Below are 21,263 nucleotides of genomic sequence, written 5' to 3' on the forward strand. Positions count from 1 at the left end.
TCAATCGGCGCGCTTCACCACGAAGCCCGACCAGAAATGCCAGTAGTCGCGCAGCAGGTCTGGCACGATCCAGAAGCCGTGCCGGTAGGGCTGCGTCACCCCGATCGCCAAGGCGGGATCGGCGGTCCCGCGCCAGGTGCCGAACAGCCGGTCCCAGATAGGGGCCATGGCGAAGTGGCCGGTGGGCTCGGTCATGTCCAGCTTGTGGTGCAGCCGGTGGTGCAGCGGCGACTGGAGCACCCAGCGGCCGACCCAGCCCCAGTCCGAGGTGAGCTGGGAGTGGATCAGGAATCCGACCGTGGTCACCAGGACGCTGACGAAGATCATCACGCTGGGCGTCGCGCCCAGGATGGCGAGCGGCAGGTTGATCACGAAGAAGGCGCTGAACGCGGCCGGATGCTGGCGCGCCGAGGTCACCACGCAGAAGTCCTCGGCCGAGTGGTGGAAGCGGTGCAACGGCCAGAAGAACCGGCTGTGGTCCAGCCGGTGCGTCCAGTAGTCGAAGAAGGTGTAGATGTAGAAATAGATCACCAGCTGGACCGCGAAGGGCAGGCTGGTGAGGTCCGCCGAAAAGCCCGTTTGCGCCTGGATCCAGTCGCGGATCGCCATGCCCGAGATCATGGAAAGGCCCAGCATCATGGCCTTGCCCACCACCTCCAGCACGAAGGCCTGACCCAGGACCAGGACGGCCAGGTCGGTGCGCATGGACATGGTGGGGCCGAAGATCAGGGCGCGGGCGGAGCTGTTGGCCCAGCCCACCACCAGGCATTCGATCCAGAGCGCGGTGGGCAGGATGGCGGCCACCATGCCGACGCCGGCGATGCGGTCATGCACCCCCGAAACGGTCTTGGATTTGCCGAAGGCCTGCAGGGTGATCTGGTCGGGCAGCAGGTTGACGACCGCCCACCAGGCCGCGCCGAGCAGGGCCGCGTAGGCAAGCAGCCCGAGGACAAAGGCCGCGCGCCCCACCACGGCCCGGCGGCGGGTGTCGCCCTCGAGCGTCATCGAGGTGTCGGCAAGCGCCATCGGTCATCACTCCAGTTGGGCGGGCGGCCCAATAGAGCAAGTCGTTGTTGAATGGCCGTTAACGGGGCGGCGAAAGGCCTCTGTCGCCCTTCGCCGCCTCGCGGTGTCAGTCCCTGAGGCTGGCCGGCACCTTGCCGCCGTTCTCGGCGAGCTTCTTCCAGACGGCCTTCTGCAGGGCGATGTTCTGTTCGCCGCTGCCGTGGGCGCCGGCGTTGACGCCCAGTTCTCCGGCCAGCTCCTTGCGGGCGTCCAGGCTGGAATCCAGGTCGAGCATCTTCAGCAGGTCGACGATAGAGGTGCGCCAGTTGCCGCCGCCACCCTTCTGTTCGGCCAGCTCGGTGAGCACCGCCTCGACATCAACGGGCGCAGGGGCAGGAGCTGCGGCCGGAGCGGCGGCAGGGGCTGCTGGCTTAGGCGCGGGGGCCGGGGCAGCCGCCTTCTTGTGATTGAAAATCTTGTCGAAGATCTTGCCGAAAATGCTCATGAGCGCCTCGCTGGAATGTGAGGACAGAAAGCTTCGCAGTCCTGCTGGTTCCGCTGCGACTGGAAAGAGAAGCGACTGGGCCGCCCGCGCTGCGCGCGGCCCAGGGCTGGAGCGTCTGAGCCGCCAAAGTTGGCGCGGATCGTGACGCCGTAATGACGCTTGACGGTTTCCCGATCAGGGGCGGCGTACCCGCACCATGAGTTGGGAAGCCCCACAGTTATATGGTTTTATGACATATTCCTTGATGGGGCTGTCTCACGAACGCAGCCCGCGCCGATCGGCCGACCCCATGTGAATTGTACGCGCGGACCCCCAGGGATTCTGGGCAGAGGAGTTTGTATGCAGCTGATCGAGCGGCCCACGGGCTTTGACATTGTCGAGGCCGGGCGGGTGATCCTGCGTCACACTGGCGATGCGCCCTGCGTCTTCGTCGGGCGCGGCGAGCCCGAGGTCGAGATGCTGCGGGGCAACTTCAAGATCGCCGACTATGTGATCGAGCGCGTGCCGCTGCGCGCCGCCACCGTCACCCGGGAGGGCGAGACGTTCTCCGTCAGTCTGGCGCCGTCGGCCGCCGAGCCGCCCCTCCTGGTGCTGACGATCGTCGCGGGCGCCTTCGCCCTGCAAGCGAGCGATCCGACCCTCAACCGCCTGTGGATCCGCACGGTGGCCGAGGCCGGCGAGCATGTCTGGGGCGGCGGCGAGCAGATGTCCTATTTCAACATGCGCGGCCGACGATTCCCCCTCTGGACCTCCGAGCCCGGGGTGGGGCGCGACAAGAGCAAGATGATCACCCTGCAGGCCGACCTGGCCGGTGCGGGCGGGGACTATTTCAACACCAACTATCCGCAGCCGACCTACGTCTCGTCGCGGCTCTACGCCCTGCACGTGGACACCACCGCCTACAGCGTCTTCGATTTCCGTCATGACGGTTGCCACGAGATCGAGGTCTGGGAGATACCCGCCAGGATCGAGGTCTGGGCGCGCGACACCTTCGTCGAGATCGTCGGCGTTCTCTCCGAGCGTTTCGGCCGCCAGCCGCAGTTGCCGGCCTGGGTGCTGGAAGGCGCCATCGTCGGCCTGAAGCAAGGCGCCGAAAGCTTCGACCGTCTGCAAAACTTCCTCGACGCCGACGTGAAGGTCGCAGGCCTGTGGTGCGAGGATTGGGTGGGCCTGCGCATCACCTCCTTCGGCAAGCGGCTGTTCTGGGACTGGAAGTGGAATCCCAAGCGCTATCCCGACCTCGACACCCAGATCGGCGAGCTGCGAGCCAAGGGCATCCGCTTCCTCGGCTATGTGAACCCCTACCTGGCGGTGGACGGCAGCTTCTATGAGGTGGCCAAGGCCAAGGGCTATCTGGCCCTAACCCTTGACGGCGCAGGTCCCTACATCGTCGACTTCGGCGAGTTCGACTGCGGCGTGGTGGACTTCACGATCCCGGAGGCCTGCGACTGGTTCGAGGAGGAGATCATCGGTCGCCAGATGCTGGACTTCGGCCTGTCGGGCTGGATGGCGGACTTCGGCGAATACCTGCCCACCGACGTGAAGCTGGCCAACGGCGTCGATGGCATGCTGATGCACAACGCTTGGCCGACCCTGTGGGCGGAGGTCAATGCGCGCGCCGTCGCCAAGCGCGGCATGACTGGGGAGGCGCTGTTCTTCCTCCGGGCGGGCTACACAGGGGTCCAGGCCCATTGCCCCCTGCTGTGGGCCGGTGACCAGTCGGTGGACTTCAGCCGCCATGACGGCCTCGGCACGGTGATCTGCGGGGCCCTGTCCTCGGGCCTGCTGGGCAACGCCTATCATCACAGCGACATCGGCGGGTACACCAGCCTGTTCGGCAATGTCCGCACCGCCGAGCTGCTGATGCGCTGGTCGGAGATGGCCGCCTTCACGCCGGTGATGCGCTCCCATGAGGGCAACCGGCCCGACGAGAACCTGCAGCTGGACGGCGATCCCCAGGTGCTGGCCCACTTCGCCCGGATGACGCGGATCTATCGCCATCTCGCCCCCTATGTGGCGGGCCTGTCGGCGGAGGCGGCGGCCACCGGCCTGCCGCTGCAGCGGCCGATGTTCCTGCACTTCCAGGACGATCGCACGACCTATGCCGATCAGACCCAGTACCTCTACGGCGCGGACCTGCTGGTGGCGCCGGTGATCCGGGAAGGAAAGCTCGAACGGGAGGTTTACCTGCCGGCCGGCGTTGACTGGGTGAATGTGTGGACCGGCGACAGGCATGCCGGCGGTCGCGCGATCAAGGTTCTCGCAGAGCTGGGCTACCCGCCGGTCTTCTACCGTGAGGGTTCGCCAGACGCGGCTCTGTTCGCCGGCCTTGGCCAGATCTAGGAGAATCTCCATGATCGACACCGATCGTCGAGATTTCTGGCCGCTGATCAGCCTGCATCGCCCGGAGAAGACGTTCGAACCACCTTGCTTGTGACACGGTCACTTCGCCTTGGAACGGACACGTCCTTTCGAAATTGTCCGCCGGCCGCGTTGCTTCCGCCGGCGGATTGGCGCGACATGAACCCTTACACCCTGCTTCTGACCCTCGGCCTCGCAGCCGCGCCCGTGGCGGTTCTCGCGGCCGATTCCTCACCGCTGGCTCGCGCTTTCGGCAATACCGTGGTCTCCACCTATCCCGATGGCCGCACCGCCCTCGTGTGGCTGAAGGAGGATGGAACCTATACGGGGAAGACCCGGCGACGCACGCCCTCCAGTGGGACGTGGAGCCTGAAGGCAGGGAAGGTCTGCCTTAAGCAGTCCAGGCCCGTCGCGGTGCCGTTCGGCTACTGCACGGAACTGCCCTCAAATGAGAGCTGGAAGGCGAGGGCGGTCACCGGCGAGCCGGTCACCATGAAGCTCGTGAAGGGCGTGGCGCCTTAGGCGCTCAGTGCTGGGCCAGAACGACCCCGGTCAGCACGGCGACATACTGCAGAGCCGCGCCGCCCACCACGTGGCCGTGCCAGATGGCGCGGCGGAACCGCAGCTTGTCCAGTAGGTAGAAGACCGCGCCCGTGGAATAGATCGCGCCGCCCAGGGCGAGCATCAGCAGCGAAATCCACGAGAGGCCGTCGATCATCGGCTTGATGGCCACCAGCACCAGCCAGCCCAGGGCGAGATATAGTCCCACCCAGAAGCGCCGTCCCAGGCCGGGGAGGAAGAGTTTGCCGAGAATGCCCATCGCCGCCAGCGACCAGACCGCCGTCGTCATGGCGATGGACCAGGCGCCGGTAAGATTCTGGGTCGTGAAGGGCGTATAGGAGCCGGCGATCATCAGGAAAATGCCGGCATGGTCAAAGCGGCGCAGCAGCGGCCGCCAGCTCGGCTTGGCGAAATTGTAAGCCAGTGACAGCGCCAGCATCGCCACCATCGCCACGCTATAGACCGCCACCGCGGCCACCTGGCCGAGGGTTCCGATCTTGACCGACAATCCCAGCAGGATGCCGCCGCCGACCAGGGCCAGGGTCAGGCCGGTGACGTGCACCACCAGGTCAGCGCATTTGGCGGCGGGCGTGGGATAGTGGCGCGGCGGAAACATGCCCCACCATATCCGGGGTCTGTGTCGCGTCCATAACCAATCTTGGGCCGTATCGTCTGCGACAACTTCGACGTTGTGGGCCGCGGCCCGTCTTGGCTTCGAGAATCTCAATAACCTGGGTTCGCGAACCCGCCATGCCCATCAGGATCTAGATGTTAGACCCGGACGCCCCGACACTTCCCCCTGATGTCCGCCGTCAGGTCGTCCGCCTCGCCGGAGACTTCTTCCTCAAGACCGCCCAGATCATCACCACGGCCATCGATACCGACCTGGTGACCGGGATGATCTTCCTGGCCATCGTCCGCGCCAATGTGCGGCACATGCTGGACGATCCGGAACTGGCCCAGGCCTATTTCGAGCCTGGAGGCCTGCCGCCCGAGGTCTTCCGCAAGCCGGTGAGCGTCTACGCCATCGCCCGTGAACTGCGTCTGCCCTACGAGACCGCGCGACGACATATCGGGAAGTTGCTGGCCAAGGGACTGTGCGAGCGCCTGGGCGATGGCGGAGTGGTGTTCCCGCCCGAGGTCAACGACCGGCCGGAGGCTCGCCAGGCCGTGGCGACCAATTTCCACGCCACCGTCCGCTACGCCCAGGCGCTGGCCGATGCGGGGGTTGTGGCGACCTGCCGCCCGGGTCCCGAAGCCCAGGACAAGGCGGCCTACATGCCGCGGGAGGTGGTGCGGCTCTCCAGCGACTACTTCCTCAACACCGTCGCCCTGCTCACCACCAATTTGAACCTCGAACTGGTGGAGGGCCTGATGTTCCTCGCGGTCGTCCGGGCCAACACCTTGCACGTCACGCTCGACCCCGCCCTGGCGGCCACCTTCAGCGGCATAGATGAGATTCCTCCCGACGCCCTGCGCCGCAGTGTCAGCGTCTACGCCCTGGCCCGCGAACTGCGACTGCCCTACGAGACCGCCCGCCGCCATGGCGCCAAGTTGCTCGACAAGGGACTTTGCGAGCGGGCAAGCGACCGAGGTCTCGTGGTGCCGACCCACGTCCATGCGCGCGACGACTTCAAGGCGAGCGTCGAGAACTACGGGCGGATCACCCAGGACTTCGTGAATTCCCTGGCCCAGGCGGGCCTGGTGCTGACCTAGGCGCCGTCCGGGGATGGCGCCCACCCCACGAACGCCCTAAGGCCGTGGCATGACCCGCAAGCCCGCGCCCGCCCACATGACTGCGCAGAACAACGGCATGGGCATCGCCCTGCGGGTGGCGGCGATGGTCTGCATGGCGGGGCTGGCGGCCCTGGTGAAGTGGTGCGCCAGCCGTGGCGTCCCGGTGCTGGAGATCATCTTCTTTCGCAACGCCTTCGCCTTCGTGCCGGTGTTGATCTACATCGCCCGCACCACCGGCTTCTCGGTGCTGAAGACAAAACGACCCCTGGGTCACCTGATGCGTTCGACGGTCGGCCTGACCGGCATGGTCTGCGGCTTCACCGCGGTCAGCTTGTTGCCGCTGACTGAATCCACGGCGCTGTCATTTTCCGCCCCCCTGTTCATGACCGCCCTGTCGGCGCTGATCCTCAAGGAGACGGTCGGCCTGCACCGGTGGGGCGCGGTCGTGGTGGGCCTGGTCGGGGTCCTGATCATGATCAACCCCGACCCCTCCCATATGGCGGTGAAGGGCACCGTCTTCGCCCTGGTCGCCGCCGTCGGCTCGGCCGGCGCCATGATCGCCATCCGCGAGATTGGCCGCACCGAGCCAGGCGCCACCATCGTCTTCTACTTCACCCTCGCAGGCATGTTGCTCGGCCTGGCCAGCCTTCCCTTCGGCTGGGTCATCCCCGACTTGACGACTCTGGCCCTGCTGATCCTTGCCGGCCTGATCGGCGGGGTGGGACAGCTCTTCCTGACCGAGGCGATCCGCCGGGCGCCGGTCGCCGTGGTGGCGCCCTTCGACTACACCCAGCTGATCTGGGCCAGTATCATCGGCTTCCTCGTCTGGGAGGAAACGCCGCGCGTGGCCACCCTGGCGGGCGCGCTCGTCGTGGCCGGCAGCAGCATCTACATCCTGCTTCGCGAGACCCGACGTTTCCGCCCGTCCTGAAGGGCCCCGCCAGGGCTCGAGGGGTTTTAGAAACCCTGCGTTGACAGTCCTGAGGAGCGGGAAGATTCTGATGGCCAAGTCAGGTTCCTTTCAGGGCCTTCGGCGCTCGGAATCCGGCTCCAGGTCAGATGGAGGCCAGGCATGATCAGGACAGTATCGGCGGCAAGCGCATTGGCGGTGGTCCTCTGCGCGGGTTCGGCCCAGGCCGCAGTGACGGTGATCGGTGGCGGAATGGCTGAGGCATGTTCCCAGGCTGCGATCGGTGGCGAAAGCGACCTGAAATTCCAGCAGCTGTGCACCGAGGCGCTGGATAGTGAATTTCTGAATGCTCGCGACCGCGCCGGCACCTTGGTCAATCGCGGCGTGCTCAAGCTGCGACGGGCCGCCTATCCCGAGGCCACCCGGGACTTCGACCAGGCCTTGAAACTCCAGCCGGGCATGGGCGAGGCCTATGTGAACCGCGGCGCCGCCTCTATCGGTCAGCGCCGCTACGCCGACAGCCTGCCCGATATCAACAAGGGACTTGAACTGGGCCTGCTGGAACCGGCCAAGGCCTACTACAACCGGGCGCTGGCTTATGAGGGTCTGGAGGACGCCAAGTCCGCCTATTTCGACTACCAAAAGGCGCTGGAGATGCAGCCGGAGTGGGCCGCGCCCCGCGAGCAACTGGCCCGGTTCAGCGTGTCGCGGCGCTAGGGACCCAAGCAAGGCTCTCGCGCGTTTCAGGTCTGAGATGCACGCCCTGTTCACAGCCCTGATCGTCGCCGCCGTCTGCGCGGGCCCTGCCCTGGCTCAGGACGCGAACCTCAACGCCCACTACGAGGCGATGTGGCAGGAGCAGCAGGCCGCCAACCGGATGGCGCAACAGCGCTCCGTGGCCCTGGAAAACCAGGTCAGCGCCCTCGAGGCCCAGATTCAGACCGAGGCCCGGCTGCGGGACTTGGAAGCCCGGCGCAGCGCGCCGCACCACCCCACGACGGACGCCGCCAAGGCCGCGCCCGCCACTGTCTTGCCCTCCAACATCGATGCCTGGATGGCCGAGTCCAATGCGCGTGTCCGGGCGGCGGCGGCGAACCGGCAATAGAGTCGGCTGACAGCGACGCCGTTCCGCCGCATCCTCGGCCAGTCTGGCGCGTTGAGGCGGCCAGGGTTGGAGGAGATGGCCATGCGTTGGGACGGTGGACGCCGCGGCGGCAATGTTGAGGATCGACGCGGACTGGGCCCTGTCGCGGGGGGCGTCGGCATCGGCGGCCTGCTGCTGGCGGCCGTGGGCTACTTCGTGTTCGGCATCGATCCTTCGACGACGCTCAGCGTGGTCAACGGCGCGGGCGGCGGGGCTGAGCAGCAGGAGGGGGTGCGCGGCACCCCGGCCGACCGCGACGCCCAGTTCGTGGACGTCATCGAGACCTCCACCAGCGATGTCTGGACCCAGGTCTTCAAAGCCTCCAACCGCAGCTACGATCCTCCCGCGGGCATCGTGATCTATGACCGCGCCACCGGCACGGGATGCGGCATGGGTCAGTCGGCCATGGGGCCGTTCTATTGTCCGCAGGACCGTAAGGTCTATCTGGACCTCGCCTTCTGGCAGGAACTTTCGGGCCGCTTCGGCGCCCAGGGCGACGCGGCGCGGGCCTATGTTATCGCCCACGAGGTCGCCCACCACGTCCAGAACATCACCGGCCAGATGGACAAGGCCAAGCAGTTCGGCGCCAAGGGCGTGGACTCAGGCTCGGTGCGTCTGGAGCTGCAGGCCGACTGCTACGCCGGGGTCTGGGCCGCCCGTGCGTCAGAAGCGTCCGGCGGTCAGGTGGCGCTTGATCCCAAGGATATCGAGGACGGTCTGAACGCCGCCGCCGCAGTCGGGGATGACACGCTCCAGAAGCAGTCTCAGGGCCGAGTGATGCCCGACGCCTTCACCCACGGCACCAGCGAGCAGCGCATGCGCTGGTTCCGCGCCGGGGTGCAGTCCGGCGATCCCGCCAAGTGCGATACGTTCGGCGCTTCACGTCTCTAGGATCGGGACGGGCTCATAGCCGAGACAGACGTCGACGCAGCGCTTGGCGAGCAGTTCGCCGGCGTCCAGCAGCGGCTTGCCGACGTCCTTGGGACCCAGCACCAGCGGGGCCTCGGTGCAGCCTGCGATGATCGCCTCCGCGCCGTCAGCCACCAGGATCTGGGCGAGGTCCGCCATGCCCTGGCGAACCTCGGGTCCGACATCGCCGGCCTTGATCTTGGCCAGCAGAGCCATGAAGCCCTCCTGGGCCTCGGCCGGCAGGGTGACCAGGCCCATGCCCTGGGCCGCGAGATACTCGCGGTAGAGCCGGATCGCCTGCTTGGTGCCCAGCACGCCGGCCCGGCGCGCGCCGGTGTCCCGCGCGGCGTGCGAGGCGGTCTGGATCATGTCGATCAGCGGCAGGCCCGAGGCCCGGGTTATCAGGTCGGCATGGGCGTGAGCGGTGTTGCAGGCGATGGCCAGAACTTCGGCGCCTGCGCCATGCAGGGCGCCGGCCATCTCAGCCAGGACAGGCCCAGGCTTGGCGAAGGGGTCGTTGCGGTCTGGGACCTGCGGGTTGATATCGACGATCACCCGGATGTGGTCCTTCTCCTGCTTCACCGGCGTGAAGGCCTGGAGCTTGCTGAGGAAGTCGAGGGTGGCGGCGGGGCCCATGCCCCCGAGGACGCCGAGGACGAGGCTCATGCCAGGGTTCCTTCCAGTTCGGTGGCGTAGCCGAACAGCCCCTGGGCGCCGCCGGTGTGCAGGAACACCACCGTCTCGTCCCGAAAGGCGCCGGCCTTGGTCAGTGCGATCAGGCCCTTCATCGCCTTGCCGGTATAGACCGGATCCAGCAGCAGGGCCTCGGTGCGGGCCACGAGCTTCAAGCCGTCGATCACCGCCTGATCGATCAGTCCGTAACCCGCGCCCACATAGTCGCAGTCGGCGACAGTCATCTCCCGGGTGACGCGCCCCGCGTGACCCAGCATGGCCGCGGTTTCGATGGCCAGCTTGTGGACATTGGCTTCCTGGATCTCCTTCGGCGCGCGGACACCGATACCCAATACCGGAATGTCGGCGCCAATCAGGGCCAGGCCCGCCACCAGGCCGGCATGGGTGCCGGCGCTGCCCGTGGCCGTAATGATGCGGTCGATGACGATCCCCTGCTCGTCGGCCTGGCGCACCAGCTCGATGGCGCAGTCCACATAGCCCAAGGCGCCGATGGCGTTGGAGCCGCCCCCGGGGATGATGTAGGGCACGCCGCCCCTGCCTCGGACCTCGTCGGCGACCTTGGCCAACTCGGCGTTCATGTCGGTCCCGGCGGGCACGGTGCGCAGCTTGCCCCCCAGCAGCCGGTCCAGCAGCACATTGCCGGAGGTGTTGTAGTCGACCGCCTTGGAGCCGGTCCGCTCCTCAAGGATGATCTCGCAGGCCAGGCCGAAGCGGGCGGCTGCGGCGGCGGTCTGGCGCACGTGGTTGGACTGTACAGCCCCCTGGGTCACCAGAGTGTCGCAGCCCTGGTCCAGGGCGTCCCCCAGCAGGAATTCCAGCTTTCGGGTCTTGTTGCCACCCCCTGCCAGACCGGTGCAGTCGTCGCGCTTCACCCACAGTTCCGGGCCGCCCAGGGCGGCGCTGAGGCCGGACATAGGCTCCAGGGGCGTGGGCAGGTGCGCGAAGCGCGCGCGCGGGAAACGGGCCAGATGCATGGGGAACTCCTAGGCTCCCTGAGTAGCATGCCGACGCCGCGTTTCGCGAGCTACGGCTTGAGTTTGGGCGGCAGGCTGGCGATTTGCGGCGGGGTCAGCTTGGTGATCGACTTCACGATGCAGGGCGAGACGCCGATCGCCCCGGCGACCTTCAGGTTGAGGTCGATGGGTCGGCAGACCAGGTCGCCGCCGCCCGCGGTCTCGATCACCAGGGGATCGCCCATACTGGCTCCAGCGAGGCATGAGCTGTTCATCTCGATGCGGAAGACGTCCTTGTTGCGGGCGCCGACATAGAGGGTCTTGGGGTCGCCCACCGTGTGGCCGTCCATCTGGCTGACGCGGAAGCACTGGCGGCCGGGGGTGGGATCGGCGGCCAGGGCCTGGGAGGCGCCGGCGGAAAGCGCCGCGGCGGCGAGAAGGAGGGGGAGCAGGCGGATCATGGGGCGCTTCCTTGCTGGGTGTCCGAGATCAACGCAGGACGATGGCATTTGTCGGGCGATCGCGGTAGCGTGGGGCCTTCTCCGGGGAGTCGCCGCAGCGGCTGAGAGGCGGGTCTGTGCCCGCGACCCGCCGAACCTGATCCGGGTCATGCCGGCGAAGGGAGGGAACGCGGGGCTGCCCCGCACGACCACTCTGCGCGACACGTCCGGGTCTCCTTATCAAGGCAGGAGCCCGCGCATGAATTTCCAGACCCCCGTCCCCAGCAATGGCGCCATCCCCACCGGGGAGCGTCCTGGCTCGCGCAAGGTCTATCAGCCGGGCCTGCTGTGGCCCGACATCCGGGTGCCGTTCCGCGAGGTTGCCGTGCATCCCAGCGCCAACGAACCGCCCGTGACGATCTATGATCCGTCGGGCCCCTACACCGACCCCACGGCGACCATCGACATCGAGCAGGGCCTGGCCCGCACCCGCGAGCCCTGGGTGGTCTCGCGCGGCGATGTCGAGGTGGTGACCAATCCCCGCGCCGTGAAGCCCGAGGACAATGGCGGGGCCAGCGGCAAGCACCTGGCGCCGGAGTTCACCGCCCCGCGCAGAGTATACCGCGCCAGGGGCGCCGGATGCGTCACCCAGATGGACTACGCGCGGCGGGGGATCATCACGCCTGAGATGGAGTACGTCTCCATCCGCGAAAACCTGCGCCGCCAGGCGGGCGACGGCTTTATCCGCGACGGCGAGGACTTCGGGGCCGAGATCCCGGATTTCTGCACGCCGGAATTCGTGCGCTCCGAGGTGGCCCGAGGGCGGGCGATCATCCCGGCCAACATCAACCACACCGAGCTGGAGCCGATGGCCATCGGCCGCAATTTCCTGGTCAAGATCAACGCCAATATCGGCAACTCCGCGGTGCTCTCCACCGTGGCCGACGAGGTGGACAAGATGGTCTGGGCCATCCGCTGGGGGGCCGACACGGTCATGGACCTGTCCACCGGCCGCAACATCCACAACATCCGCGACTGGATCATCCGCAACAGCCCCGTGCCCATCGGGACTGTCCCGATCTACCAGGCCCTGGAGAAGGTGGACGGGGTCGCTGAAGACCTGACCTGGGAGGTGTTCCGCGACACCCTGATCGAGCAGGCCGAGCAGGGGGTGGACTACTTCACCATCCATGCCGGGGTGCGGCTGTCCTATGTGCCACTGACCGCCAAGCGGGTGACCGGGATCGTCAGCCGGGGCGGCTCGATCATGGCCAAGTGGTGCCTGGCCCACCACAAGGAGAACTTCCTCTACGAGCACTTCGAGGACATCTGCGAGATCATGCGGGCCTATGACGTGTCGTTCAGTCTGGGGGACGGTCTGCGGCCGGGCTCCATCGCCGACGCCAATGACGCGGCCCAGTTCGCCGAGCTGGAGACCCTGGGAGAACTGACCCAGGTGGCCTGGAAGCACGGCGTCCAGACCATGATCGAGGGCCCCGGCCACGTGCCGATGCACAAGATCAAGGCCAACATGGACAAGCAGCTGAAGGTCTGCGGCGAGGCGCCGTTCTACACCTTGGGTCCGCTGACCACGGACATCGCGCCGGGCTACGACCACATCACCAGCGGCATCGGGGCGGCCATGATCGGCTGGTTCGGCACCGCCATGCTCTGCTACGTGACGCCCAAGGAGCACCTGGGCCTGCCCGACCGCGAGGACGTGAAGGAAGGCGTGATCACCTACAAGATCGCCGCCCACGCCGCGGACCTGGCCAAGGGCCACCCGACGGCCCGGGCCTGGGACGACGCGCTCAGCCGGGCCCGGTTCGAGTTCCGCTGGGAGGACCAGTTCAACCTGGGCCTCGATCCGGAGACGGCGCGGCAGTACCACGACGAGAGCCTGCCCAAGGAGGCCTTCAAGACCGCCCACTTCTGCTCCATGTGCGGGCCCAAGTTCTGCTCCATGAAGATCAGCCAGGAGATCCGCGAGACCGCGGCCAAGCAGAACGACGTGGCGCAGGGGATGGCGGAGATGAGTGCGAAATTCCGGGCCGGCGGCGGTGAGATTCAGGTCAAGCTCTGACGCACATGTCGGTCGCCACGGATGGAAGAAATGGCCTTTTCAGACGGGGCGACCGACCAAGACCTGTCGTTAGCCGACTGGTCTGACGCAGACTGCACCGACGCGGTGTTCGTGGGCTGCACGATCGAGGGGGCGCAGTTCTCGGAGACGGTGCTGGAAGGCTGTAAATTCAAGGGGTGCCGCATCGTGGGCGCCCGGTTCGCCCATGCCAACCTGCGTGACGCGCACTTCGAGGCCTGCGTGTTCGCACATGGCCAACATGGGCCGACATTTGCCCATTGCGGTCTCGATGAGGTGCGCTTCACCCGCTGCGACCTGTCCTTCGCGCGGTTCGAGCGGTCGAGCCTGTACGGCGCGCAGTTCGAGACCTGCAACCTGCGCGGCGCGGCCTTCGTGGGGGCCGACTTCAGCCGGGCGTTCGGGCGCAAGGTGATCCGCACCCAGGTGTCGTTCTCGGGCTGCAGCCTGGAACTGGCCGACCTCGCCCAGGCTCGGCTGGCCGGCGCGGATCTGACCAATGTCTCGTTGCGGGAGACCGACCTGCGGGAGGCCGACCTGACCGGCGCCGACATGCGCAGGTGCGACCTGTTCCAGGCCCTGACCGGCGGGGCGAAGTTCGCCGAGGCCGACCTGCGGGGCGCCGAGGTCAGCGGCCTGAACCTCTCAGGCCTGGCAGGCTACGAGGGGATGAAGATCGACGTCGGCCAGCAATACCGTCTGCTGACGGCGCTGGGCCTCGACGTCCACGCAGATTAGTCGTCGCGCCGCGCGCGGGCCTTGGCCTGCTCAGGCTTGGGCCAGGACCTGACCATGATCACCAGCATCGAGGACCCGAGGATCGCGGCCAGGCCATAAAGGCCCTGGGCGGTGTCCATGCCGATCGCGGCCTGACGGCCCACCAGGGCGCTGGCCAGGATGACGAGGGCCATGGCGGCGCGTTCGGCGGGGATGCGGGCGGCGAGCGACTTGAGCATGGGTTCTCCTATGCCCTCCAATGGACGTGCGAATTCAGGGTCGTACGTCACGGTAAACATGGAATGTGGTCGGCCTGCGGCGAGTGGTCACGCTTGAGGCGACCTGGCGCGCGGTCGGCCCGGTTTTGCGTCAATCGTCCTGACGGGCGGGAACCTTGGCCGGCGTCGGCGCGATCCGCACCCAGACCGCCACCGTCACCGAGCCCAGCACCGCCGTCGCCGCGCCGGCCCACTGGACCACGTCCATGCCCTGGGCGGCGTAGCGGCCGGCCATCAGGCTGACCACGAAGACCAGGGCCGCGGAGGCCCACTCGGCTCCGGCGCGCGAAAACAGCGTATTCAGCATGAGGTGCTCAAGGCAGGGCGGGATGTCGGTAGGCCACCATAAGGCCATACCTGCAAGGGATTCGCGATGCGGCATTGGGGCGCGGCGACGCTATCGCGCCCGGTTAGGGCAGGCGATCACTGAACCGCGGCCCGACCCACATGCTTGCAGATTACGCTTGCGACATCATCTCCCGATGCCTAGGCTGCTTGCGTGAACAGCAAGCAGGCCAAGACCTTGAAAGCTGTGTTCGCCGACCCGTTGTCCGGGACGGTCGAATGGGCGGCGATCGAGAGTCTGCTCCTGGCGGTGGGCTGTTCGGTGATCGAGGGCGCGGGCTCGCGGGTGCGGTTTCAGCGCCGGGGTGTGATCGCCAGCTTCCACCGGCCCCATCCCGCCAAGGAAGCCAAACGCTACCAGGTCCGCGACGCGCGCGAGTATCTGACCAAGCTAGGAGTGAAGCCATGACCGCGATCGCCTACCGGGGCTACTTCGCCAATGTGGAATTCGACGCCGAGGATGAGATCTTCGCCGGGCGGCTGGCGGGGATCAACGATGTGGTGGGTTTCCATGCCGACAATGTCGACGATCTGAAGTCCGCGTTCCGCGAGGCGGTGGATGATTACATCGAGACCTGCGCGAAGACCGGCAAGACAGCGGAGAAACCCTATTCGGGGCAGATCATGGTGCGCATCGATCCGGCCGTTCACGCCCAGGCGGCCCTGGCGGCGCAGCTGACCGGCAAGAGTCTGACGAAGTGGACCGAGGAGCGCCTGCGCGAAGCCGCCGAGCGTGACACCGCCGCGGCGGTCGCCGTCTAACGCCCGCCGACGCCCTACGGCCCGCAGGTCCAGAGGCCGGTGAGGACCAGCCTGGCGCCGTCGGCGCGGTCATAGGCGAGGGTGGCGGGATAGCCGGGGGACTCGCCGCCGCCGACCGGGGCCGCGCCGGTTCGGGCGATGGTGACCGTCTTGCCCTGGCCGGTGAACACCGAGCCCTTGGACATGGCGTCGAAGCCGCCCGGCGCGGCGACGCGCTCCACATAGTCGCCGACCTTGACCACGCCCTGGGCCGGTTCCTTTGAGGCCACGACGCCCATCGCCACCAGCAGGGGCGAGGCGGCCGGGGTGGAGAAATTGCATCCGAGCTCGCCCTGCAGGGCCGCCGATTGCAGGTCGGCGCTGGAGAGGGGGTTGAGGGTGATGGCCGAGCCGTCCCCTCCGACCGTGGCGCCCGGCGCGGCGGCAGGCGTGTCGGGCGGGGCGGCGGGCGCCGGCGCGGCAGGGGGCTCCGCGGGCTTGTCCGCCGACGGGCCCGAGCAGGCGGCCAGGGCGAGCGCCACGAAGGCCGCGACGGAGGCCGCGCGCCGGCGACGGTCGGCGCCTGAGGAGATCTCGTCAGCTAGGTTGGCCATCACAGTCCTCGATCACCGTTGCGCGTCCGTGGTGGAACAACGACTGGGAACACTCAGCCCCGAGCAGTGGTCGCGGGGCAAGTCTGGGTTGCGATCGTGTGGTCGGGGTGGGAAGCGAATGTGTGCGTCATTGTCATGCGATTGCGATTTCCGCCCCTAGGAGCGCACCGCCACCAGGGTGTAGGCGCCGGGGATCGCCGGGTTGGTCCAGTCGGGGTGCTCTTCGAGAGCGGTGAGCTGGAAGCCGGCGGCGAGCAGCGCGGTGACCACCTCGCCTAACGTCCAGAAGCGATAGACGCAGGTTCCCAGTCTTGCGCCGCCGCTCTCGGGGTTTGGAACGTCGCCAATGACCAGATCGGTATTGAAATAGTCCCGCGGGGCGTCACCAAAGTCGTGGAAGAGCTTGCGCTCGATCGGGTGAAACTCGTTCAACACGAGCCGTCCGCCGGGCGAGCAGAGGCCAGCCATGACGCGGAAAAACGCCGCGAGATCCTGGTGGTAGTGGAGAACGCCCAGTTCCAGAACCAGGGTGTCGAAGGTCGGGAGGCCAAGGGCGCCTGCCTCCATGACGTCAGCGATCTCGTAGCGGATGCCCACGCCCGCCGCTTGCGCCAAGGCAAGCGCGTAGCGGCGGTTCTCCTCGGCGAAGTCAATGATGGTCGCCTCCGCACCCAGGAGAGCGAGGGCCACAGCAATCTTGCCATGGGAACCTTGGACGCTGCAGATCCGGCGTCCGCCGACGTCACCGAGGTGAGCGAGCAGCCGGCGCAGCACATGGCGGGGATCGGCGGTGATCCGGGCCGCCTCGGCCGCCGGCTCACCCATGGCCCTGACCCAGACCTCATACCGGCCAGCGTTCCAAGCCTCCCGGTTTGCATTGCGGATGTCGGTGTTCATTGGCGATCCGAGTTTGCGAGACACAGCTGGGGGCTTTGACACTTCGGCCACCGCTTCGCGCCCGAGAGGATAGATAGCCGACGGTCGGGACGTCGCCTCCGGGTGGGAAGCGGGCCTCGCAGCGGCAGCGCTCCTCAGACCTCTTCGACCGGCGCCACCGGGTCCGCTCGCAGTTCGGCCGAGGCGGCTGCTGTTCAAGGCGGAGACTTCGGAGCCACATCCGAGGCCTTCGCGGCAAGCGCAGGCGCAAGCCCAGCAGCTTTGCGGCTGCTGGGCCCTTTGCCTTAACCGAAGAGGAAGTCGCCCGCCGAGAGGCTGTTCAGGGACACCCCGGTGAGCAGGATGGAGCCGTCGTCGCCGCCGAGCATCACGCCGTCAGGCGTGTCCTGCGCGACCGCCAGAATGTCCTCGAAGCTGCTCACATAGGCGCTCAGGTCGATCCGGTCATTACCGGGTTTGAAGTCAAAGATGACGTCCCGACCGCCGGAGTAGATGAAGAGATCATTGCCGTTGCCGCCCGAGAGGGTGTTATCGCCAGCGCCTCCGTCGAGTGTGTCCTTACCATTCCCGCCGGAGAGCACATCGTCGCCCGCGCCGCCGGAAAGGCTATCCTCGCCGTTGTCGCCGCTGATCGTGTCTGAGCCCCCAACGCCCGAGAGCGTGTCGGAGCCATTGCCGCCGGTGATCAGGTCGTCGCCACCCATGCCGGTCAGGACGTCGCTCTTGTTGGTTCCATTGAGGACGAGCGGGGGGTCGGGCAGGGTCAGAAGGACAGGGCCATCGTTGAAGCCGAGGACTTCAACGCCTTGCAGCGTATCGGCGCCTTCCGGCGATCCGGTCCGCAGATCGGTGACCTGGAACAATCCACCGCCGAGGTAGGTCACGTCGTAGGCGCTTGCCGGACCATTGTAGATGGCCACATCGGTTCCTGCGCCGCCGGCCAGCCAATCGTCGCCGCCGCCGCCAATCAACAGGTCGTTCCCATCCTGGCCGTCGATGGAGTCGCCGCCCGCGGCGCCGACCAGCAGGTTTGCGCCTTGGTCGCCGGTCAGAGTGTCTGCAAACGCAGACCCCGTCAGGTTCTCGATGTTGACGAGGGTGTCGACGCCTTGACCGCCGCCAACCGACTGTGGCCCGGCGACTGACAAGCTTACGCGAACACCGCCCGCTGCGATCGCGTAGGTCGCCGTGTCCCGGCCAACGCCGCCGTCCATGAAGTCGTCGCCTGCGCCGCCCTGGAGGACATCATCGCCATCCCGGCCGGAAAGGGTGTCGTTCCCGCCGTTGCCGTTCAGGAAGTTGGCGCCCGCGTTGCCGAACAGCTGGTCGCCGCCGACGTCAGAACCGCCGGTGTTCTCGATCGAGATCAGCAGGTCCGTGCCTTGGTCGGCCCCGATGACCTGAGGCCCCACGATTGCGAGATCAACGTGGACGCCCGAATTGGCGCCGAAGTAGCCCGAGTTGTCGGTACCCGCACCGCCGTCGATGGTATCGTCACCTCGGTAGCCGAACAAATTGTCGTTGCCGTCGCCACCGCTGATGCTGTCATTGCCTCCGAGGGCGTCGATATAGTCAGCGCCGCCGAGCCCGACGATCGTGTCGTCGCTGCTAGAGCCTATCAAACTGTTGTTGTTCCCGTTGCCGATGATTTCCATCTAAGCTTCCCCCTAATCGCGCCCGGACATGTTGGGCGATTGGCAAAGGTTAACGAAGCGTTTCGAGCTTAGCAATTCTTTCGGCGGAGGACGCGAGTGGCCGGTTAAATTGTGAATAGGCCATCGAATTCCGATCCTGCCGGACACTCTTCTTCAGGCGCGGCCAATCCTCCACCACCGCCAGGGAGTCAGCAACCAGCCGAATTCTCACGGGAATCTGGTGACATGAAATCGATCACCTAATCATGGCTCTCCGACCAGCGAGGTCGTCGCTACGGTCTTGTCGCGCCTCGGCTTCGGGCGTCGCCTTTGCAAGCCTCAGAACCACCCTCGGTTCGTGACGCCACGATCGCGTCCGTCAAATTCAAGCACTTGATAACCTGTCACCCAAAGCACCCAAAGCCGTTGCAGTTGACGGGACAAAACGATGTGGCGCGCCCGCAGGCGGGCTGTTGAGGGCGCGGTCTAGCTTCAGCCGTCACACTTGGTTAGAGTCGTGAACAGGGAAGCGTGGTCCGTTCGGGCCCGAGCGCGGCTCAACTGCAACTTGCCGCAAGCACCGGAGCGCTGACTCTCATGACGGGCCAAACCTCCGGGCGTCCCCAGCGCGGCTTCCTGGGCCTGGTCGAGCGCGTGGGCAACCGGCTGCCGGACCCCACCGTCATCTTCCTCTATCTCATCGGCTTTCTGATGCTGCTCTCCTGGTTCGGCGCGAGCCAGGGCTGGGAGGCGTCGCTCGCCTACAGCGGCGACAAGGCGCCGGCTCACGCCGAACTGGCCAATGGCGTGCTGACCTACCGGGCGAGCAATCTGTTCTCCGAGGAGAACATCGGGCGCCTGTTCACCGAGATGCCGCGCACCTACGCCAGTTTCGCGCCGCTCGGTCTCGTGCTGACGATCATGCTGGGCGCCGCCGTGGCCGAGCGGTCAGGGCTGTTCTCAGCGCTGATCCGCGCCTCGCTCCGCAACGCCCACAAGGCCCTGCTCACCCCCATCTTGGCGCTGATCGGCATGGTGTCCCACCACGCGTCGGACGCTGCCTATGTGGTCTTCATTCCATTGGCCGCGATCGTCTTCGCCGTTGCGGGACGCCATCCGCTGGCCGGTCTGGCGGCCGCCTTCGCCGCGGTGTCGGGAGGCTACGCCGGCAACGTCGTGCCGGGGCAGATCGACGTCCTGCTCCTGGGCTTCACCCAGGAAGCCGCCCGGATTGTCCAGCCGGACTGGACCATGAACCCACTCGGCAACTGGTACTACATCCTCGCGATCGTCGGCGTGTTCACCCCCATCATCTGGTTCCTCACCGACCGTGTTATCGAGCCGCGCCTCGGCCCGTGGGGCGGGGTCGTCGATGCGGAACTCCGCGCCGATCTCGACAAGGCGGAGATCACGCCGCAAGAGCGAAAGGGACTGCGCGACGCGGGCCTTGTGGCCCTGCTGCTCACGTCCGGCTTCGCGGCGCTGGCGCTTTGGCCGGGCTACACACCCCTCATCGATGAGGCGGCCGCAGGCCCGGCCCGTCTACAGCCGCTGTACGCGTCCTTGATCGCCGGCTTCTTCCTGCTGTTTCTCCTGACGGGCGCCGCGTTCGGCCGCGCCGTCGGCGCCGTGAAGGGCGCCGACGACGTCATGGAGATGATGCAGCATGGGGTGCGGACCATGGCCCCCTATCTCGTCTTCGTGTTCTTCGCGGCGCACTTTGTCGCCATGTTCAACTGGTCGGGCATCGGGCCCATCCTGGCGATCAACGGTGCGGCGGCCCTGCAGGGCATGGCCCTGTCGCCGGCGGTCCTGCTGGTCTGCGTGCTGCTGCTGTCGTCCTTCCTGGACCTGTTCATCGGCTCAGCCTCGGCCAAGTGGAGCGCGCTCTCGCCCGTGGTCGTGCCCATGTTCATGCTGCTCGGCGTGAGCCCGGAGATGACGACGGCCGCCTATCGCATGGGGGATAGCTACACCAACATCATGACCCCCCTGATGAGCTATTTCCCGCTGATACTGGCCTTCGCCAGGCGGTGGGACGGCACTGTCGGGGTCGGTTCGCTGCTGGCGCTGATGCTGCCCTACGCCCTGGGCTTCATGATCGCCGGGATCGCCATGACCGCCGGATGGGTGCTCCTCGATCTCCCACTCGGCCCCGGAGCCCAGGTGTACTACACGCCGCCGGTGGCCGGGCGCTGACCCGCCCGTCCAGTTTCGCTTAGCGACGAGATCGGCCGTGGCTATCCCACCCCCAACCGCACCGGATCGAGCGCCGTGCCGGCCGGGTAGTTGCCGCCCAGCCATTGGCTGCCGAACATCAGCAAGGCGGCGGGGAGGGCGGTCTCGCCGGGGTCGGTGGCCGTGGCCGCGAGGTCCAGCCTGGCGGCTTCCAGGCGGTAGGTGCGGGTGGGGTGGTCGGCGACGGTGAGGACGGCGCCGGCGTCGGTGATCTCGAGGATGGGATCGACCATCCAGACCTTGAGCATGCCGCCGTGGGCCTCGAAATAGACGACGCCAGTGAAGGTCCCGTGTCCGGTCAGTCGGCCGGCCTCGTCGAGCGCCAGGGTGCTGTCGGGGCCGGCTGCGAAGACGAAGCCACCGTCGGCGGCGGTCTGCGCGCCTTCGCTGGTCTGGGTCTTGCCGCCGGCGCCTTCGACATAGCTCCGGAAGCTCTGCTTCACACCCCAGCTGAGGGTTTTGATGGTGGGCATGGGGGCT

Annotated in this window: 24 protein-coding genes and 1 riboswitch; of the genes, 12 read left to right on the plus strand and 12 right to left on the minus strand. The window is 67.0% G+C overall.

The features are described from left to right. Together RMO97_RS06305 and RMO97_RS06310 are read right to left on the minus strand one after the other, a co-directional pair. The gene (locus RMO97_RS06305; protein WP_310539675.1) at positions 1 to 1,026 is read right to left on the minus strand and encodes a sterol desaturase family protein; all 1,026 of its coding nucleotides are present in this window, start codon (positions 1,024 to 1,026) and stop codon (positions 1 to 3) included. 106 nt (positions 1,027 to 1,132) lie between these two features. Next, positions 1,133 to 1,510 carry a DUF3597 domain-containing protein gene (locus RMO97_RS06310; protein ID WP_310539676.1) on the minus strand — a complete coding sequence of 126 codons (378 nt, stop codon included), beginning with the start codon at positions 1,508 to 1,510 and terminating at the stop codon, positions 1,133 to 1,135. Positions 1,511 to 1,849: 339 nt separating this feature from the next. Here RMO97_RS06310 and RMO97_RS06315 point away from each other — a divergent pair, with 339 nt between their 5' ends. Next, positions 1,850 to 3,853, plus strand: coding sequence for an alpha-glucosidase (locus RMO97_RS06315; protein ID WP_310539677.1), 2,004 nt, complete (start codon positions 1,850 to 1,852; stop codon positions 3,851 to 3,853). Between the two features lie 177 nt (positions 3,854 to 4,030). Further along, positions 4,031 to 4,393 (plus strand): hypothetical protein, encoded by a 363-nt coding sequence (locus RMO97_RS06320; RefSeq protein WP_310539678.1) that lies wholly within the window; start codon positions 4,031 to 4,033, stop codon positions 4,391 to 4,393. 4 nt (positions 4,394 to 4,397) lie between these two features. On the opposite strand, the gene trhA is transcribed toward RMO97_RS06320, so the two are convergent. Beyond that, positions 4,398 to 5,048: a PAQR family membrane homeostasis protein TrhA gene (trhA, locus tag RMO97_RS06325; protein ID WP_310539679.1), complete on the minus strand. Its 651-nt coding sequence runs from the start codon at positions 5,046 to 5,048 to the stop codon at positions 4,398 to 4,400. Between the two features lie 152 nt (positions 5,049 to 5,200). Here trhA and RMO97_RS06330 point away from each other — a divergent pair, with 152 nt between their 5' ends. The 5 genes from RMO97_RS06330 to RMO97_RS06350 all read left to right on the plus strand — a co-directional run bounded on the left by RMO97_RS06330 (position 5,201) and on the right by RMO97_RS06350 (position 9,114). After that, positions 5,201 to 6,148: a hypothetical protein gene (locus RMO97_RS06330; RefSeq protein WP_310539680.1), complete on the plus strand. Its 948-nt coding sequence runs from the start codon at positions 5,201 to 5,203 to the stop codon at positions 6,146 to 6,148. A gap of 49 nt (positions 6,149 to 6,197) precedes the next feature. Further along, positions 6,198 to 7,100, plus strand: a complete 903-nt coding sequence (locus tag RMO97_RS06335; protein ID WP_310539681.1) for a DMT family transporter — start codon at positions 6,198 to 6,200, stop codon at positions 7,098 to 7,100. Between the two features lie 141 nt (positions 7,101 to 7,241). Further along, positions 7,242 to 7,796, plus strand: coding sequence for a hypothetical protein (locus RMO97_RS06340; protein ID WP_310539682.1), 555 nt, complete (start codon positions 7,242 to 7,244; stop codon positions 7,794 to 7,796). A 37-nt stretch (positions 7,797 to 7,833) separates the two neighbouring features. After that, positions 7,834 to 8,184: a hypothetical protein gene (locus tag RMO97_RS06345; RefSeq protein WP_310539683.1), complete on the plus strand. Its 351-nt coding sequence runs from the start codon at positions 7,834 to 7,836 to the stop codon at positions 8,182 to 8,184. 81 nt (positions 8,185 to 8,265) lie between these two features. Further along, complete coding sequence (locus tag RMO97_RS06350; protein WP_310539684.1) at positions 8,266 to 9,114, plus strand: neutral zinc metallopeptidase; 849 nt, start codon at positions 8,266 to 8,268, stop codon at positions 9,112 to 9,114. Here RMO97_RS06350 and RMO97_RS06355 read toward each other — a convergent pair. Genes RMO97_RS06355 through RMO97_RS06365 form a run of 3 tightly spaced genes read right to left on the minus strand, consistent with a single transcriptional unit; the run spans position 9,103 to position 11,239 of the window. Further along, entirely contained in the window at positions 9,103 to 9,798 is a 696-nt protein-coding gene (locus RMO97_RS06355) for an amino acid racemase (RefSeq protein WP_310539685.1), read from the minus strand. The genes RMO97_RS06350 and RMO97_RS06355 overlap by 12 nt on opposite strands. Then, positions 9,795 to 10,799 (minus strand): D-cysteine desulfhydrase, encoded by a 1,005-nt coding sequence (locus RMO97_RS06360; RefSeq protein ID WP_310539686.1) that lies wholly within the window; start codon positions 10,797 to 10,799, stop codon positions 9,795 to 9,797. Before RMO97_RS06360 ends, RMO97_RS06355 begins: the two co-directional genes overlap by 4 nt. Before the next feature lie 50 nt (positions 10,800 to 10,849). Continuing rightward, on the minus strand, positions 10,850 to 11,239 hold the full coding sequence (locus RMO97_RS06365) for a DUF6491 family protein (RefSeq protein WP_310539687.1): 390 nt from the start codon (positions 11,237 to 11,239) through the stop codon (positions 10,850 to 10,852). Positions 11,240 to 11,316: 77 nt separating this feature from the next. Beyond that, positions 11,317 to 11,407: riboswitch (TPP riboswitch) on the plus strand. Positions 11,408 to 11,477: 70 nt separating this feature from the next. Between RMO97_RS06365 and thiC the strand changes: the two genes are divergently transcribed. Next, positions 11,478 to 13,301, plus strand: a complete 1,824-nt coding sequence (thiC, locus tag RMO97_RS06370) for a phosphomethylpyrimidine synthase ThiC (protein ID WP_310539688.1) — start codon at positions 11,478 to 11,480, stop codon at positions 13,299 to 13,301. Between the two features lie 30 nt (positions 13,302 to 13,331). Continuing rightward, positions 13,332 to 14,057 carry a pentapeptide repeat-containing protein gene (locus RMO97_RS06375; RefSeq protein ID WP_310539689.1) on the plus strand — a complete coding sequence of 242 codons (726 nt, stop codon included), beginning with the start codon at positions 13,332 to 13,334 and terminating at the stop codon, positions 14,055 to 14,057. Here the strand turns inward: RMO97_RS06375 and RMO97_RS06380 are convergent. Together RMO97_RS06380 and RMO97_RS06385 are read right to left on the minus strand one after the other, a co-directional pair. Then, a complete protein-coding gene (locus RMO97_RS06380) occupies positions 14,054 to 14,275 on the minus strand; it encodes a hypothetical protein (protein WP_310539690.1) in 222 nt (73 codons plus the stop codon). The two genes, RMO97_RS06375 and RMO97_RS06380, sit on opposite strands and share 4 nt — an antisense overlap. 130 nt (positions 14,276 to 14,405) lie before the next feature. Beyond that, positions 14,406 to 14,621 (minus strand): hypothetical protein, encoded by a 216-nt coding sequence (locus tag RMO97_RS06385; RefSeq protein ID WP_310539691.1) that lies wholly within the window; start codon positions 14,619 to 14,621, stop codon positions 14,406 to 14,408. Between the two features lie 192 nt (positions 14,622 to 14,813). Here RMO97_RS06385 and RMO97_RS06390 point away from each other — a divergent pair, with 192 nt between their 5' ends. Next, entirely contained in the window at positions 14,814 to 15,068 is a 255-nt protein-coding gene (locus RMO97_RS06390) for a type II toxin-antitoxin system HicA family toxin (protein WP_310539692.1), read from the plus strand. Continuing rightward, the gene (locus tag RMO97_RS06395) at positions 15,065 to 15,421 is read left to right on the plus strand and encodes a type II toxin-antitoxin system HicB family antitoxin (protein WP_310539693.1); all 357 of its coding nucleotides are present in this window, start codon (positions 15,065 to 15,067) and stop codon (positions 15,419 to 15,421) included. The genes RMO97_RS06390 and RMO97_RS06395 overlap by 4 nt, the downstream gene beginning before the upstream one ends. 14 nt (positions 15,422 to 15,435) lie before the next feature. On the opposite strand, the gene RMO97_RS06400 is transcribed toward RMO97_RS06395, so the two are convergent. The 3 genes from RMO97_RS06400 to RMO97_RS06410 all read right to left on the minus strand — a co-directional run bounded on the left by RMO97_RS06400 (position 15,436) and on the right by RMO97_RS06410 (position 18,566). After that, positions 15,436 to 16,014, minus strand: a complete 579-nt coding sequence (locus RMO97_RS06400; RefSeq protein ID WP_310539694.1) for a hypothetical protein — start codon at positions 16,012 to 16,014, stop codon at positions 15,436 to 15,438. Positions 16,015 to 16,170: 156 nt separating this feature from the next. After that, positions 16,171 to 16,911, minus strand: coding sequence for a methyltransferase domain-containing protein (locus tag RMO97_RS06405; protein WP_310539695.1), 741 nt, complete (start codon positions 16,909 to 16,911; stop codon positions 16,171 to 16,173). Positions 16,912 to 17,195: 284 nt separating this feature from the next. Next, a complete protein-coding gene (locus tag RMO97_RS06410) occupies positions 17,196 to 18,566 on the minus strand; it encodes a calcium-binding protein (RefSeq protein ID WP_310539696.1) in 1,371 nt (456 codons plus the stop codon). Between the two features lie 576 nt (positions 18,567 to 19,142). Between RMO97_RS06410 and RMO97_RS06415 the strand changes: the two genes are divergently transcribed. Next, positions 19,143 to 20,744, plus strand: coding sequence for an AbgT family transporter (locus RMO97_RS06415; protein ID WP_310539697.1), 1,602 nt, complete (start codon positions 19,143 to 19,145; stop codon positions 20,742 to 20,744). Positions 20,745 to 20,785: 41 nt separating this feature from the next. Here RMO97_RS06415 and RMO97_RS06420 read toward each other — a convergent pair whose 3' ends face one another. Beyond that, positions 20,786 to 21,256, minus strand: coding sequence for an HtaA domain-containing protein (locus RMO97_RS06420; protein WP_310539699.1), 471 nt, complete (start codon positions 21,254 to 21,256; stop codon positions 20,786 to 20,788). Positions 21,257 to 21,263: the final 7 nt, after the last annotated feature.

This window comes from Phenylobacterium sp. (assembly GCF_031425575.1).
In the GTDB taxonomy this organism is placed as follows: domain Bacteria; phylum Pseudomonadota; class Alphaproteobacteria; order Caulobacterales; family Caulobacteraceae; genus Phenylobacterium.

Bases quoted from the DNA above. Each gene is read 5' to 3' on its own strand.
- RMO97_RS06350 (WP_310539684.1), top strand. From the start codon at position 8,266: ATGCGTTGGGACGGTGGACGCCGCGGCGGCAATGTTGAGGATCGACGC.
- RMO97_RS06340 (WP_310539682.1), top strand. From the start codon at position 7,242: ATGATCAGGACAGTATCGGCGGCAAGCGCATTGGCGGTGGTCCTCTGC.
- RMO97_RS06355 (WP_310539685.1), bottom strand. From the start codon at position 9,798: ATGAGCCTCGTCCTCGGCGTCCTCGGGGGCATGGGCCCCGCCGCCACC.
- trhA (WP_310539679.1), bottom strand. From the start codon at position 5,048: ATGTTTCCGCCGCGCCACTATCCCACGCCCGCCGCCAAATGCGCTGAC.
- RMO97_RS06330 (WP_310539680.1), top strand. From the start codon at position 5,201: ATGTTAGACCCGGACGCCCCGACACTTCCCCCTGATGTCCGCCGTCAG.
- RMO97_RS06400 (WP_310539694.1), bottom strand. From the start codon at position 16,014: ATGGCCAACCTAGCTGACGAGATCTCCTCAGGCGCCGACCGTCGCCGG.
- RMO97_RS06415 (WP_310539697.1), top strand. From the start codon at position 19,143: ATGACGGGCCAAACCTCCGGGCGTCCCCAGCGCGGCTTCCTGGGCCTG.
- RMO97_RS06405 (WP_310539695.1), bottom strand. From the start codon at position 16,911: ATGAACACCGACATCCGCAATGCAAACCGGGAGGCTTGGAACGCTGGC.
- RMO97_RS06335 (WP_310539681.1), top strand. From the start codon at position 6,198: ATGACCCGCAAGCCCGCGCCCGCCCACATGACTGCGCAGAACAACGGC.
- RMO97_RS06305 (WP_310539675.1), bottom strand. From the start codon at position 1,026: ATGGCGCTTGCCGACACCTCGATGACGCTCGAGGGCGACACCCGCCGC.
- RMO97_RS06345 (WP_310539683.1), top strand. From the start codon at position 7,834: ATGCACGCCCTGTTCACAGCCCTGATCGTCGCCGCCGTCTGCGCGGGC.
- RMO97_RS06365 (WP_310539687.1), bottom strand. From the start codon at position 11,239: ATGATCCGCCTGCTCCCCCTCCTTCTCGCCGCCGCGGCGCTTTCCGCC.
- thiC (WP_310539688.1), top strand. From the start codon at position 11,478: ATGAATTTCCAGACCCCCGTCCCCAGCAATGGCGCCATCCCCACCGGG.
- RMO97_RS06395 (WP_310539693.1), top strand. From the start codon at position 15,065: ATGACCGCGATCGCCTACCGGGGCTACTTCGCCAATGTGGAATTCGAC.
- RMO97_RS06320 (WP_310539678.1), top strand. From the start codon at position 4,031: ATGAACCCTTACACCCTGCTTCTGACCCTCGGCCTCGCAGCCGCGCCC.
- RMO97_RS06360 (WP_310539686.1), bottom strand. From the start codon at position 10,799: ATGCATCTGGCCCGTTTCCCGCGCGCGCGCTTCGCGCACCTGCCCACG.
- RMO97_RS06420 (WP_310539699.1), bottom strand. From the start codon at position 21,256: ATGCCCACCATCAAAACCCTCAGCTGGGGTGTGAAGCAGAGCTTCCGG.
- RMO97_RS06310 (WP_310539676.1), bottom strand. From the start codon at position 1,510: ATGAGCATTTTCGGCAAGATCTTCGACAAGATTTTCAATCACAAGAAG.
- RMO97_RS06375 (WP_310539689.1), top strand. From the start codon at position 13,332: ATGGCCTTTTCAGACGGGGCGACCGACCAAGACCTGTCGTTAGCCGAC.
- RMO97_RS06385 (WP_310539691.1), bottom strand. From the start codon at position 14,621: ATGCTGAATACGCTGTTTTCGCGCGCCGGAGCCGAGTGGGCCTCCGCG.
- RMO97_RS06380 (WP_310539690.1), bottom strand. From the start codon at position 14,275: ATGCTCAAGTCGCTCGCCGCCCGCATCCCCGCCGAACGCGCCGCCATG.
- RMO97_RS06315 (WP_310539677.1), top strand. From the start codon at position 1,850: ATGCAGCTGATCGAGCGGCCCACGGGCTTTGACATTGTCGAGGCCGGG.
- RMO97_RS06410 (WP_310539696.1), bottom strand. From the start codon at position 18,566: ATGGAAATCATCGGCAACGGGAACAACAACAGTTTGATAGGCTCTAGC.